The sequence below is a fragment of the Streptococcus suis genome (assembly GCA_022354845.1).
Classification (GTDB): domain Bacteria; phylum Bacillota; class Bacilli; order Lactobacillales; family Streptococcaceae; genus Streptococcus; species Streptococcus suis_AA.
Genome location: CP031970.1, coordinates 1,246,027 through 1,260,053, shown reverse-complemented (window position 1 = coordinate 1,260,053; position 14,027 = coordinate 1,246,027). Strand labels below are relative to the sequence as shown.

The window sequence follows — 14,027 nt, the reverse complement described above, 5'->3', positions numbered from 1 at the left end:
TGACAGGAACTCTGAGAAGTGGCTCTGGTCTTGAGCCCAGCCTCTTCTCTTACGTCGAATTAAATAAATATAATTAAAATGACTTTATTCTGGATGAATGATTTTAGATACGGGAGAGAATTATGGGGAAATGTTTGGTCATAGGCTCAACAGTCTGTGATGTAATGATATATTTGGATCAATTACCGGGTCGTCAAGGAGATGCGCACATAAGAAAACAAGTTATGTCTCTTGGTGGTTGTGCATTCAATGTTGTTACTATTCTCCACCACCTCGGGCTAGATTATGATTTTATTTCACCGGTTGGCTCAGGTCTTTATGGAACATTCGTTAAAAGTGAATTAAAGAAACTGGGTATTGAAACGTCAATTGCTTTAGATGGAGAAAATGGCTGTTGCTATTGTTTTGTAGAGTCAGATGGTGAGCGAACATTTCTGTCAGATCACGGTGTGGAATATTCGTTTGATCCCGCTTGGTTGGAAGGACTTGATTTATCCTCTTATGAATATATCTATGTCTGTGGATTAGAATTGGAAGAGGAAACGGGGCAGCAACTGGTTGATAGTTTGACAGATTGCCCGACTCCCATTATCTTTGCGCCTGGACCGCGGGGAAATAAAATTCCTTTAGAAAGAATGCAACAGTTGCTGGATTTGTCTCCAATCTTGCATGTAAATGAGCAGGAATCCATTGATTTAACTCATGAGGTAGATGTGGAGAAGGCTACAATACAGCTATTCAATCGGACTGGCCGAGCAGTGATTGTGACCAGAGGAAAAAATGGGGCGATTGCTTTTGATGGGGGCTGGCATAAAGTGGCTAGTTTTCCAGCAACCGTAAAAGATACGATCGGAGCAGGTGATAGTCATGTTGGAGCTTTGATGGCTGCACTGGCAATCGGAAAAAACCTAAAACAAGGCTTGAAATTTGCCAATCTTGTCTCTAGCTATATCGTTTCTCAGGAGGGCGTCCATCTTGAAGAGATACAGTATAAAGAATTAAAAGAGCGTTTGACGAATATAGGAGAATGAGGCAAGATAGCCTCTTTTTTATTTTTTACGAATAACTAGATAGAACGATGACAAGGTTTTATTACATTATGACTATCATCATAAACTTTTTGACAAAAATTATTATTTTTTTGACAAAGATACTTGTCAAAAAGAAAAAGAAGTGTTACAATGATATCAAGATAAATTGATGGAAACGAATTCATCAATCAAGAAAAAAGAAAGTAGGGATTTATGATGAAAAAGCAACTGGTTATTACAGGAAAACATATTTTTTACGGTGTGATGATTCTCTACATCCCGATTACGCTATTTGCCTATATCAAAGGGATACTGGAACCATTTATGTTGACACCTTACGCTTCATTTTTCGCTGTATACCTCTTAGATATAGATAATTCAGATACGGAGAAAGAGCCGTGGTTTAAACTAGAATTTGGTAAGAAAGTCGAAAACGACATTAAAAAAACTGATGAATAAAGAGGATACAATCATGAAAAAGTTAAATAGTCTTTACATCGCAAGATTTCTACAAATAGCAGCAATTGCTTATCTAGTTTTTGTCATACTATCAGATATTATGAAGTGGCAACAATTGGATCATACTCAAGTGACCCTTGCCATTTGTCTAATTGTAATGACAACTGATATTATTGAAAAAAAGAGCAAAAGAAATAGAAATGTAGCAGGAGAACAGTAATATGGAGAAATGGAAAGAATTTTGTAAGGGTATCTATTTTGGTTTATTAGCAATTGGATTGTTTATCTTCCTCCTGAATGATTTCTATTGGTTGATGAAGGAGCCATCTTATCAAGTTGGCTTCCAACTATACCTTTCTATCGCTGTTGGATTCCTTATTATTCCGTTTTTTATAAAGGTAGGTTTTGGTTTAGAGAAAAAATTCCAAAACAACTAGATAATGTCTGGGAAGGTAGATATGAATATCAATAATAAGAAAAAAACTCTTGTCACAGGTACAAGTTTTACAAGGTGAATCCAGTTTGCCTTTCTTATTCGCTATACTCTATTCTTTCATTCGGAAGCTCATATTCGGCTATGAAATGGCTATGGTGCTTCTTTTGATAATGACGTGTTTTTGTTGAAGTTAAACTTAGCTATTTGCAAAGAAAGGGAGAAGAAAAATGGAAGCTAAAAAGAAATTATTTGAAGTCAATATCATGGAAAATAAGAAGTTTGTTTGGGGATTGAATATTCTTGCTGTGGCACTCATCTTTCTATTTGCGTACATATTTGGAAAGATAGGGTCTTTGTTGCTCGTTGACGGTGCACAAAATCTTGAAATAGACTTACTTCAATTATGGTTAGGTTTGCTACTGTATTTTCTTTTAATAGCTGTGCATGAGGCTATCCACGGAATCTTCTTCAAAGTTTTTTGTCCTGAAAATCCTGTTAAATTTGGGTTTAAATGGAAATCGGTCATGGCCTATGCGACCAGTCCAGGCTCACTCTACAATCGAATGCAAATGCTAGTAATCAGCCTGGCTCCCTTTGTTGTGATTAGTTTGGTTTTGACTATGGTAGCAGGTTTTGGGATGATGAATACCACTCTTTACTTCATGTTAGCAACCATGCACGCTGCCTCTTGTGCAGGCGATTTCTACTATACCTATCTTTTATTGGTTAAGTTTGCCAAGGGAAATATAGCTGTCGAAGACACAGAAACAGGCTTGATTATCTATCAAGCCTAGAAAGGAAATATCATGGAATATGTCTTGAAAAATCGGCTCAAGGAATTGCGAGCCAGAGATGGTCTCAATCAGACAGAGCTAGCAAAGTTAGCAGAAGTATCACGGCAGACCATTAGCTTGATTGAGCGGGGCGAATACACGCCCTCGGTGGTCATTGCCATGCGTATAGCACAGATTTTTAATGAAAATGTGGAGAATGTCTTTCAATTAGTGGAGGTAGCAAAATGAAACAAGGAAAACAACTTTCAACGAAAAAAAGATGGATGAGATATTCAGCGTATATGCTGATTTCAGCAATTTTGGGTGGCTTTATCGGTTTCTTTGGAGTATTAATCTTTAAATTCAGCCTACCTTCTTATCTCAATTTAGATAATTTTCTAATTTTTTTGAGGATTATTACATTTGTAATTTTCGTTGGAACCGTATATTTTGGTGTTAAAGCTAATCAAAATTATAAACTTTATCATTCCATTTCAGATGAGGATGAAGAACGTGTTGATAAACTATATAAGAAAATGTATCGTAACCTAGAGTACGCGACCATTACATTCAATGTTGCTGCATCATTGACATTGTTAAATTTGGTTTTAGGATTCGGGGTCACTTTCTTAGAAGAGAGTGCAGTTATGTACGGGTCCATTCTTGACGTAGTTTTCTATGTTATTCTTCTCATCTCTCAGGTTTTTATTGTGAAACTAACTCAGAAAATTCGTGACTATAAGCTTTCTGCTTTTGCTACGGTAAAAGAGGTGAAGGAATTTATGGAGGCTATGGATGAGGGAGAAAAACAAGCTAACTACGAAATGAGTTTTCAAATCGTTTTTACTCTGAATCAAATTGTGTTACCAGGTTTGTATCTATTCCTATTTGTAGTTAGCGTGCTATTGCAGGAGCGACAAATTATGGCCTTTCTAGTTGTTGCATTTTTACATATTTACATCAATGTCATGCAAGTTCGCATGATCCGTCGTTACTTTAAATAATTAAACATCAAATCCGTTGATGTGAAAAGAATAAATGACTCGGGAAACTTTTTAAGTGAGTAAATATCTGTTTCCTATCAATTTTGTTTTTTCAACTTAGGCAATATTTTCGGAGAATGGCTAGCTACTGGGCAGAGTGATTTGTCAAACCTGAATTTCCTATTGCCAATGGTTTTGGGCTTGCCAGCTCTGCTATTGTCATTTAGTTTCTCTTTTATTACTTCGACGTAAGTGGAAACTCCGTTTCCTTATTTCCAACTTCAAACACTACACTGGATTGTTTGAACTCGCCTTGCCTAACTGAAGTTATGCCTGTGGCTAGTTGCCTTGTACTAAAAGTAAACTAAAAGACTTTATCTTTCAACAAACGAAAAATAATTGTTTATATTAAGGAGATTGCTATGAATAGACTTGGAAATGTGAGATACTGGAATGTGGTTGAAAATTGGAAGTTTCTCTTAGTGGGACTTGCTGTCGTTGCATTAAATGTTTTGAGTCAGATGGCGATGTACGCCTTACCAAATTTTGATGGGGATAATTTACTGATTGCCGCATCTTTCTTGCTGGTTGCTGTTGTTCTTGGTCTAATCTTAACTGGCAAATTAGGCCTATGGAAGGGTGAGCAGAAGTGGGGGATAGTTGCGAATATTGGTTTTGTAGTACTTGCTTTTATCGTTATGTTTGGTCTGAAAATGATTGGCTGGCAATTGATGATGCTAGAAGAGGGTTATGGTCAAACGACTGCCAATCAGGAAGTCCTCAATCATTCAGGTTTGCCGACCTTACTTTTATTTATCTTTACAGTATTATTTGCTCCTGTTTTGGAGGAACTGTTTTTCAGAGGAATTGTTATGGGGAAAGTCTTTGGTAAAGATTCTATTGTTGGTCTGTTGCTATCAAGTTATCTATTTGGTCTTATTCATGTACCGACTAATATCGGGTCTTGGTTTATTTATAGTGGTATGGGCCTAGTACTAGGGCTCGCCTATCAAATTTCTGGCAAGTATACCAATGCACTCATTCTACATAGTCTCAACAATTTTATCGGATTTTTGTTTATGTTGCTAATGCAAAGTATTGGCTTGATTTAGGAGGAAAGATGGAAGTATTTTTGTGGATAGCCTTTGTTTATTTATTATTAAGCTACCTGTCAGATAGAAAAAAAGTGAAGCAGTTGCATGTTAGGGTAAAAAAGTTGCAGAAAAATACCAAAGGAGAAAATCAGATGTCTGTTTTATTGAAAGAATTGGTCGGAAGAAAAGCCAAAATCCGCTTTGATGAAGAGTTTCTAACTATGTATGAATACACTATTTTAGCAGTTGACGAGGAATGGGTTAAAATTTCTCGTGAATTTGCGGAAGGAAAGATTGAAACCAAGTTGGTTCGAGTAGATAATATAGTCGATTTGACATTCTAGCTAAGAAAAAAAGAAGGGAAAAGGTGTCATGTTAAAATTTATCAAACACACTGCATTATTGTTTTTATTTTTTGTTGCTTATCAAATTATTACTGGATTTTTGATGATAGGACCGACATTACAAGCAATTCCAGAATTTCCAGCTCAATTGATTGAGAATATGATTTGGGTTTGTGCGATTATTGGTATCGTACTCGGAATTGCATTTACAATTGTATTATGGAAATTCGTGTTTTCTCGGCAGACCATTGACTATAGTGTATCTTCATCATGGTTTCATAAGATTTATTGGCCAATTTTACTTTATATTGTATTCTTCATCGTCCAATTTTTAGTGCCAGTATCTGAAAGTCAGAATCAAACTTTGGTCATCCAATTTGTATCTGCCTACCCTTTGGTTGCGTTTTTAGCAGTCGTAGTCTTTGCACCATTATTAGAGGAGTTGATTTTTAGAGGTTTGTTGGCAACCTATTTCTTCCCCAAAATGGCTGATATGAAAACTGTGAGCTTGTATCTGATTGTAACAGGATGTTTGTTTAGTTTGGTGCATGTTCCGGCAACCATTCCACAGTTTTTGATTTATTTCACTATGGGTCTTAATCTTGGTTGGCTTTATCTAATTAGACGAGATATTCGTTATCCAATGGCGCTACATATGTTAAATAATGGAATTTCCTATTTGATGATATTATTTTTGGTATAAAAAATAAGCAGCTCAGATGAACTGCTTTTTTTATGGATCTTTTTATAACCCATATAGATAATCATCATCTGTCATGGCTTCCACTTCGCCGAGCAAGTAGCCATTACCGACTTGTGAGAAGAAGTCGTGGTTAGATGTACCGGTTGAGATACCGTTCATGATGATTGGGTTTACATCATCTGCTGAATCAGGGAAGAGTGGATCTTGTCCCAAATTCATAAGGGCTTTATTGGCATTATAACGAAGGAAGGTTAAGACTTCCTCAGTCCACCCAACTGCATCATAGAGCGAACGTGTATAGCCCTCTTCATTTTCATAAAGTTGGTAAAGAAGGTCATACATCCAGTCGCGGACTTTGTCTTGTTCTTTGTCAGACAATTCATTGAAACCAAGTTGGAATTTGTAACCAATATAAGTTCCATGAACAGATTCATCACGAATGATTAGTTTGATAATTTCTGCAACGTTGGCCAGTTTGTTGTTACCAAGATAGTAGAGCGGTGTAAAGAAACCAGAGTAGAATAGGAAAGTTTCTAGAAATACGCTGGCAACTTTCTTTTCAAGCGCCGTACCATTTTCATAAATTTCGTTAATGATTTTTGCCTTGCGTTGTAAGAATTCGTTGCTATCTGTCCATTCAAAAATTTCCTCAATCTCAGATTTGGTATTCAAGGTTGAGAAGATAGAAGAGTAGGATTTCGCATGAACAGACTCCATGAATTGGATGTTGTTGTAGACTGCTTCCTCGTGCGGTGTGCGAATATCGTTGCGGAGAGCTTGAACACCTGTTTCAGATTGAAGGGTGTCTAAGAGGGTCAATCCACCGAAGACTTTACCAACCAAGTCTTTTTCTTCCACTGTGAGTTTACGCCAATCATCCAAGTCATTTGACAAGGGAATCCGCGTATCGAGCCAGAATTGCTCAGTCAATTTCTCCCATGTAGACTTGTCGATTACGTCCTCAATGGCGTTCCAGTTTATGGCTTTGTAGTAGGTTTCCATCATGTTCTCTTTCTTTTTCTTGTATTTCTAATAGTATATCACAAGTAGATAGTAGCCTGTAAAAAAATCCCCCATAAGGGATTTTTAATCGAGCGCTCAATAGTTGCTTCACATCATGAACGACAGTGTCGTAAGGCAGCTAGCTAATCCGCTTATAGCTGTTAGCGTAGATTAGGTAGTTGGCTTGCCGACAGCTAGACTCGTGAAAGTTACGACCTGAGAAAAGTCGTTCGAACTTAAGGACTTTTCGAGGTAGTAAGCCACTTAGGTACTGACCATATAGTCAGTACCGTTCATTCTTTAGATGCTTTAGGATCAATGAATGTTAGTGTCTTGAAATCAAGTCCTTTTGACGCCCTCACATCTTACGACACGTAGAAACTGAAGACGATATTTCTTCAGTTTCGGAGTTAGTGAGGCAGCTAGCTAATCCGCTCATGGCGGTTAGCGTAGATTAGCTAGTTGGTTTGCCAACAGCTAATCTTGCTACGTCAAAAACGAGTTCGGGCTAAGGACTTGGCAAAAAAGAGAAATCCCTTTGAGATGCAAGCTATCTCTGTGGTATTTCCTATTTTTGCTGTGTCCTTTTGACGCCCTCACATCTTAAATTACACAACTTTCACATTGGTTTGCGCCGACTTCTTCTCCGTCATCGGTAAAGGTACGGATGTAGTAGATAGACTTGATACCTTTGTTGAAGGCGTAGTTACGAAGGATAGAGAGGTCACGTGTGGTTTGCTTGTTCTCTTTCTTCCATTCATAAAGAGCTTTAGGTAGTTCACTGCGTAGGAAAAGAGTGAGGGATAAACCTTGGTCGACGTGCTCTGTTGCAGCAGCGTAGACATCAATGACCTTACGCATATCCATATCGTAGGCAGACTTGTAGAATGGAATGGTTTCTGTTGACAAGCCAGCTGCTGGATAGTAGATTTTACCGATTTTCTTTTCTTGACGTTCTTCAATCCGTTGTGTGATTGGGTGAATAGAAGCAGAGACGTCATTGATATAGGAAATAGATCCATTTGGTGCAACAGCTAGGCGGTTTTGATGATACAGACCATCAGCTTTTACATTGTCACGTAGTTCAGCCCAGTCTTGCCCGCTTGGAATGAAAATTCCTTCAAATAGTTCTTTGACACGGTCAGATTGTGGCTGGTAGTCTCCAGTCACATATTTATCGAAATAAGTACCGTCTGCGTATTTTGATTTTTCAAAGTTATGGAAGGTTTCTTTTCGTTCCCGAGCGATATTATTTGATTCTACCAAAGTCCAATAGTTAAGGAGCATGAAGTAGATGTTGGTAAATTCTACGGCAGTTTTTGAACCGTAATCAATCAAGTTCTGAGCCAAGTAAGAATGAAGTCCCATAGCTCCAAGACCGATTGAATGCGCTTGACTGTTTCCTGCTTCAATAGATGGTACAGCAGAGATGTGTGAATGATCTGTGACATAAGTCAAAGCGCGTGTCATTGTACGAACAGAACGTCCAAAATCAGGTGACTTCATTAAGTTAACGATATTAGTTGAACCAAGGTTACATGAAACGTCAGTACCCATGGTCAAGTATTCTTGAGAATCGTTTAGAATACTTGGTGTTTGGACCTGAAGGATTTCCGAACAAAGGTTGGACATGATAATCTTGCCGTCAACAGGGTTGCTACGGTTAGCTGTATCGATGTTGATAACATATGGATAGCCAGACTCTTGCTGGAGTTTGGAAATTTCTGTTTCCAAGTCACGTGCCTTGATTTTTGTCTTACGAATGCGAGGGTTCGCCACCAATTCATCGTATTTTTCAGTAATATCTAGGTAGCTGTAAGGGACACCGTATTCCAACTCAACTGAGTATGGGCTGAAGAGGTACATGTCTTCGTTTTTACGTGCCAATTCGTAGAATTTATCAGGAACGGTGATACCGAGTGATAAGGTCTTCACGCGAACTTTCTCATCGGCATTTTCTTTCTTAGTCGAAAGGAAGGAAATAATATCTGGGTGGAAAACATCAAGATAAACGACACCAGCCCCTTGGCGTTGTCCAAGCTGGTTAGAATAGGAGAAGCTGTCTTCGAAGAGTTTCATAACAGGAACAACCCCAGAAGCCGCCCCCTCATAGCCCTTGATTGGAGCACCAGCCTCACGCAAGTTACTAAGAGAGATACCGACACCTCCACCGATACGGGACAATTGTAGAGCAGAGTTAATCGAACGTCCGATCGAGTTCATATCGTCAGTGACTTGAATCAAGAAACAAGATACTAACTCACCACGGCGAGCACGAGCTGCGTTTAGGAAAGAAGGTGTTGCTGGCTGGTAACGAAGGTGAATCATTTCATTGGCTAGGTTTAATGCCAATTCTTCGTTGCCCTCAGCAAAATACAAGGCGTTGAAGAGAACGCGATCTTCCATGCTTTCCAAGTAATAGGCGCCATCGTTTGTTTTGAGGGCATACTGATTGTAGAACTTGTAGGCAGCCATGAAAGACTTGAAGCGGAAATTTTGGTCTTTCAGGAATTGATCAATCTTGATGATAAATTCTGGACTGTATTGGTCCAAAAACTCTTTTTCAAGGTAATTTTCTTCTAATAGATAAGCAATCTTATCTAAAATATTATCAAATTGCTTGGTATTTGGGAGGACGTTTTCTTTAAAGAAGGCCTTAACCGCTTCTTGGTCCTTGTGGAGTGGGATTTGCCCATTGACAGGACGGTTGATTTCGTTATTTAAACGGAAGTAGGACACATCGCCTAGCTCTTTTAAACTCATAGTTGCAATCTCTTTCTTAATTATAGTAGGGTAGATTAGGAATTAAACCAAGGCTTTTAATTTACCTGGTTGGAAACCAGAAAAGACATCATTTTCCGTTTCAATAACAGGTGCTGCTGAGAAACCGAGTCCTTTTACATGATCGATGAATTCAGGTTGTTCATCTAGATTGATTTCATTATATTCCACCTTGTGTTGGTCCAAGAATTTCTTGGTCATTTTACATTGAACACAATCATTTTTTGAATAGATAGTTACCATTCAGTTTCTCCTTTGTCTCTCAAGGATAAAAATATCCCATTTTTGTTACCAATCTAGGATACAAAATTTTGAACTTAAAGTCAAGGAGCTTGTCTGAATGAATCACTAAATATTGTGCAATCAATTTATTGACAACACCAAATATAGTATGCTGGGAGGCCAAAACCTATTTCTATTGTTAATGTTTGGTAGGGTTTTCAATGGTTACGCTTGATGTACAATAGTAGGTGCAGGACAAAAAATAAAGAGTATATTAGAATCAGATACGGTTGATATGATTATTAAATAGTACGCGATATGTCATATGATATAACATGCTTGGTTAGGTATTGATTGAATAAATATTACAATCTATACTATACTAAATAATAATGTTGAAAGAGGGCAGAGCAGATGAGTCTATCGTATAAAAAACGCTTACTTCATAGTGAGAATGAATACTCTTACTATGCATTGAATTCGGTTGCAACCGAAAATGGTGTGGATATTCATACACTTCCATATACCATCCGAATTTTATTGGAAAGTCTTCTTCGTAAGGAAGACGGAGTTGATGTTACTAAAAATCACATTTTAGATTTATTACATTATCAGGCTTCTTCACCATCTGGAGAAGTCCCTTTTAAACCTAGTCGTGTCATTTTACAAGACTTTACTGGTGTACCTGTAGTGGTTGACCTTGCATCCATGCGCGACGCTGTTGTCAAAGCTGGTGGAAGCCCAGACTTGATAAATCCAGAAATTCCTGTCGATTTGGTCATTGACCATTCTGTTCAGGTTGACTTTTTCGGGACAGATCAGGCGCTTGAGCAAAATATCGCCTTAGAATTTAAACGAAATAATGAGCGCTATGAGTTTCTTAAGTGGGCAGAAAATTCATTTGAAAATTACCGTGCTGTACCGCCTGCAACTGGGATTATTCATCAGGTAAATATTGAATTTCTAAGTGACGTTATCATTAATAAGGATGGTTTGCTTTATCCAGACTCTATGTTTGGTACTGATAGCCACACAACTATGATCAATGGTATTGGTGTACTTGGTTGGGGTGTCGGTGGTATTGAGGCGGAAGCAGCAATGTTGGGTGAAGCATCTTATTTTCCAATTCCAGAAGTGATTGGAGTTCACTTAACTGGACAGTTACCGAAAGTAGCTACTGCGACGGATTTGGCTTTGAAAGTGACACAGTTGCTTCGTCAAGAAAATGTAGTTGGAAAATTTGTGGAATTTTTTGGACCTGGCTTATCCTCCCTTGCTCTTGCAGATCGTGCGACAGTTTCAAATATGGCTCCTGAATATGGTGCAACCTGTGGATATTTCCCAATTGATTCTGAAACCCTCAATTACATGCGATTGACCAACCGTACAGAGGAGCAAATTGAGTTAACAGAAGCATATGCAAAGGCAAATCACTTATTCTATGACAGCACAGCTATTCCAACCTATACTAAGGTACTTGAATTAGATTTGTCTACGATTGTTCCATCCATTTCTGGTCCGAAAAGACCACAAGATTTGATTGAATTGTCTAATGCTAAAAATGAGTTCCAAGCAAGTGTAACACGTGAAGTTGGTGTTCGTGGATTTGGTTTGGAGAAAGAAGAATTAGATAAGACAGCCACGGTTAAATATGCAGACGGCGACGAACTGATTCAAACAGGACATGTTGCGATTGCAGCGATTACCTCATGTACCAATACTTCGAACCCCTATGTTCTATTGGCGGCTGGTTTATTAGCTAAAAATGCAGTTGAAAAAGGTTTGACTGTTGCGAAGACTGTCAAAACGTCCTTGGCGCCAGGTTCGAAAGTTGTAACAGGCTATTTGAAAAATTCAGGTTTACAGACCTATTTGGATGCCTTAGGGTTCAATTTGGTCGGCTATGGCTGTACAACTTGTATTGGTAACTCAGGTGATTTACGACCTGAAGTAGCAGAAGCCATTAAAGATGAAGACTTATTAGTTTCAGCAGTATTATCTGGGAACCGTAACTTTGAAGGACGGATCAACCCACTTGTGAAAGCCAATTTCTTAGCGAGTCCACCACTAGTTGTTGCTTATGCTATTGCGGGTAATATGAATGTTGATTTAACAAGAGACCCACTGGGATATGATAAGGATGATCAGCCAGTCTATCTTGCAGATATTATGCCAAGTCGTGAAGAAGTTGACGCATACATTGACCAATACGTTACGCGCGATCTCTTTAAACAAGAATACCAGCAAGTTTTTACAGATAGTCAAGCATGGAATGCGATTGAAACAAAGATAGATAAGAATTATGCTTGGAATCCATCTTCTACCTACATTCAAAATCCGCCATATTTTGACAACATGCAGGAAGATTTATCTATAAAACCACTGAAAAACTTATCTGTTTTGGCTAAATTTGGAGATACAGTAACAACAGACCATATTTCGCCAGCCGGGAATATTGCCCGTCTGAGTCCTGCTGCACGATACCTAGAGGAAAATGGAATTTCTTATGTGGATTTCAACTCTTACGGAAGTCGTCGTGGTAACCATGAGGTCATGATGCGTGGTACGTTTGCGAATATTCGTATAAAAAATGAACTCGCAGATGGGAAAATTGGTGGATGGACCACATATGAGGGAGAAATCCTTCCTATCTATGATGCAGCCATGAAATATAAGGCTGCTGGTATCGGTAGTATCGTCATTGCTGGTAAGGACTATGGAATGGGTTCTAGCCGTGACTGGGCAGCGAAAGGTTCAAACTTGCTTGGTGTGAAAGTTGTACTTGCTGAATCATTTGAGCGAATTCACCGTTCAAACTTGGTCATGATGGGCGTTCTACCTCTTCAATTTTTGGATGGTCAAACAGCGGAAAGTCTGGGTTTAACTGGACATGAACACTTTACGATTGATTTACCAGAAGATGTAAAAGTTGGACAAGTTGTTACCGTCCATGCAAATTCTGAAGAAGGTTCAAAAAAATTTCAAGCTCTTGTGCGTTTCGACGCAGAAGCGGATATTCGTTATTACCGCCATGGTGGTATTTTACCAATGGTGGTAAGAAAAAAACTGGGGGGAAATGTATGACAGAAACGAATGGGTTAAAAGATGCGATTGCTTGCGATACTCGAATCAGCGCAATTGAAGATGATCGCTTGTCTTATGCAGGATACGATATCGCAGAGTTAATGGATAATAATGTTTCCTTTGAAGAGGTCATTTATCTACTGTGGAATTTGCGTTTACCAACTCAAATTGAATTAAATTATTTTGAGAAAAAGTTGCGTGAGGAGTATGCAATTTCTGATGCTGTCGAACAATGTATTTTGATTCAATCTCGTCAGCACTTGCATCCGATGAGTGTGCTACGTTCAACTGTGTCCCTCTTAGGTGTTTATAATGTGCATGCTGAAGAGAATTCCTTAGAGGCTTTGTATGATCAATCTATTCAAATTATGGCAAAGGTTCCAACTATCATTGCAACATTTGATCGTTTGAGAAGAGGATTGGTTCCAATTGAACCGCGTTCAGACTTGGGATTTGCCGCAAATTTACTTTATATGTTAAATGGTGAAGAACCTTCTGAATTGCAAGTGAAAGCATTTAGTAAAGCACTAGTTTTGCATGCTGATCATGAATTGAATGCATCAACCTTTGCTGCGCGTGTCACTGCATCAACTTTAACGGATTTGTATTCTTGTGTCACAACTGCGATTGGGACCTTAAAAGGTTCTTTGCATGGTGGTGCAAACGAGCGTGTATTTGACATGCTACTAGCGATTCGTGAAAGCGGTGATACGGAAGGATACTTGCAGGAAAAGTTGGATTCGAAAGAGAAAATCATGGGATTTGGTCACCGTGTTTATAAAACTGTGGACCCTCGCCAACAGTATTTGAAAGAAATGGCGCGTGATTTGACACTCGGAACTGACGATGAAGCATTTTATCAGTTGTCAGAGGAAGTAGAGAATTTTATTAAACACAAAAAAGGGTTGATTCCCAATGTCGACTTTTACTCTGCAACTGTTTACCATGTATTAGGAATTGATAGTGACATTTTTACTCTCATTTTTGCAATGAGTAGAATGGCAGGATGGATTGCTCATGTTCAAGAGCAACGGAAGAATAATAAGTTAATCCGTCCGCGTTCTTCCTATATTGGTAGCAGAAATCTAAAATATATTCCTATTGGAAAGAGGTAA

The 14,027-nt window shown here is 38.5% G+C and carries 15 protein-coding genes; 12 read left to right on the top strand and 3 right to left on the bottom strand.

Annotation, left to right across the window (positions count from 1 at the left end; genetic code table 11):
• Nucleotides 1-122: 122 nt before the first annotated feature.
• The 10 genes from D2A30_06620 (at nt 123) to D2A30_06575 (ending at nt 5,823) form a co-directional block, all read left to right on the top strand.
• The gene (locus D2A30_06620) at nt 123-1,031 is read left to right on the top strand and encodes a carbohydrate kinase family protein (GenBank protein ID ULL21271.1); all 909 of its coding nucleotides are present in this window, start codon (nt 123-125) and stop codon (nt 1,029-1,031) included.
• 213 nt (nt 1,032-1,244) lie between these two features.
• A complete protein-coding gene (locus D2A30_06615) occupies nt 1,245-1,490 on the top strand; it encodes a hypothetical protein (protein ID ULL21270.1) in 246 nt (81 codons plus the stop codon).
• 13 nt (nt 1,491-1,503) lie between these two features.
• Entirely contained in the window at nt 1,504-1,710 is a 207-nt protein-coding gene (locus D2A30_06610) for a hypothetical protein (protein ID ULL21269.1), read from the top strand.
• A 1-nt stretch (nt 1,711) separates the two neighbouring features.
• On the top strand, nt 1,712-1,927 hold the full coding sequence (locus D2A30_06605; protein ULL21268.1) for a hypothetical protein: 216 nt from the start codon (nt 1,712-1,714) through the stop codon (nt 1,925-1,927).
• 226 nt (nt 1,928-2,153) lie between these two features.
• Nucleotides 2,154-2,720: a DUF3267 domain-containing protein gene (locus tag D2A30_06600; GenBank protein ULL21267.1), complete on the top strand. Its 567-nt coding sequence runs from the start codon at nt 2,154-2,156 to the stop codon at nt 2,718-2,720.
• Between the two features lie 12 nt (nt 2,721-2,732).
• Complete coding sequence (locus D2A30_06595) at nt 2,733-2,948, top strand: transcriptional regulator (GenBank protein ULL21266.1); 216 nt, start codon at nt 2,733-2,735, stop codon at nt 2,946-2,948.
• Nucleotides 2,945-3,703 carry a DUF3169 family protein gene (locus tag D2A30_06590; GenBank protein ULL21265.1) on the top strand — a complete coding sequence of 253 codons (759 nt, stop codon included), beginning with the start codon at nt 2,945-2,947 and terminating at the stop codon, nt 3,701-3,703. The genes D2A30_06595 and D2A30_06590 overlap by 4 nt, the downstream gene beginning before the upstream one ends.
• 401 nt (nt 3,704-4,104) lie before the next feature.
• Entirely contained in the window at nt 4,105-4,794 is a 690-nt protein-coding gene (locus tag D2A30_06585) for a CPBP family intramembrane metalloprotease (protein ULL21264.1), read from the top strand.
• A gap of 8 nt (nt 4,795-4,802) precedes the next feature.
• Nucleotides 4,803-5,120, top strand: coding sequence for a hypothetical protein (locus D2A30_06580; protein ID ULL21263.1), 318 nt, complete (start codon nt 4,803-4,805; stop codon nt 5,118-5,120).
• A gap of 28 nt (nt 5,121-5,148) precedes the next feature.
• The gene (locus tag D2A30_06575) at nt 5,149-5,823 is read left to right on the top strand and encodes a CPBP family intramembrane metalloprotease (GenBank protein ID ULL21262.1); all 675 of its coding nucleotides are present in this window, start codon (nt 5,149-5,151) and stop codon (nt 5,821-5,823) included.
• Between the two features lie 42 nt (nt 5,824-5,865).
• On the opposite strand, the gene nrdF is transcribed toward D2A30_06575, so the two are convergent.
• The 3 genes from nrdF to nrdH form a co-directional block, all read right to left on the bottom strand.
• A complete protein-coding gene (nrdF, locus tag D2A30_06570) occupies nt 5,866-6,825 on the bottom strand; it encodes a class 1b ribonucleoside-diphosphate reductase subunit beta (protein ULL21261.1) in 960 nt (319 codons plus the stop codon).
• A 603-nt stretch (nt 6,826-7,428) separates the two neighbouring features.
• Nucleotides 7,429-9,588, bottom strand: a complete 2,160-nt coding sequence (gene nrdE, locus D2A30_06565; GenBank protein ULL21260.1) for a class 1b ribonucleoside-diphosphate reductase subunit alpha — start codon at nt 9,586-9,588, stop codon at nt 7,429-7,431.
• Nucleotides 9,589-9,630: 42 nt separating this feature from the next.
• On the bottom strand, nt 9,631-9,849 hold the full coding sequence (nrdH, locus tag D2A30_06560; protein ID ULL21259.1) for a glutaredoxin-like protein NrdH: 219 nt from the start codon (nt 9,847-9,849) through the stop codon (nt 9,631-9,633).
• A 393-nt stretch (nt 9,850-10,242) separates the two neighbouring features.
• On the opposite strand from nrdH, the gene acnA reads away from it, so the two are divergent.
• The gene (gene acnA / locus D2A30_06555) at nt 10,243-12,912 is read left to right on the top strand and encodes an aconitate hydratase AcnA (GenBank protein ID ULL21258.1); all 2,670 of its coding nucleotides are present in this window, start codon (nt 10,243-10,245) and stop codon (nt 12,910-12,912) included.
• Nucleotides 12,909-14,027: a citrate synthase gene (locus D2A30_06550; protein ULL21257.1), complete on the top strand. Its 1,119-nt coding sequence runs from the start codon at nt 12,909-12,911 to the stop codon at nt 14,025-14,027. Before acnA ends, D2A30_06550 begins: the two co-directional genes overlap by 4 nt.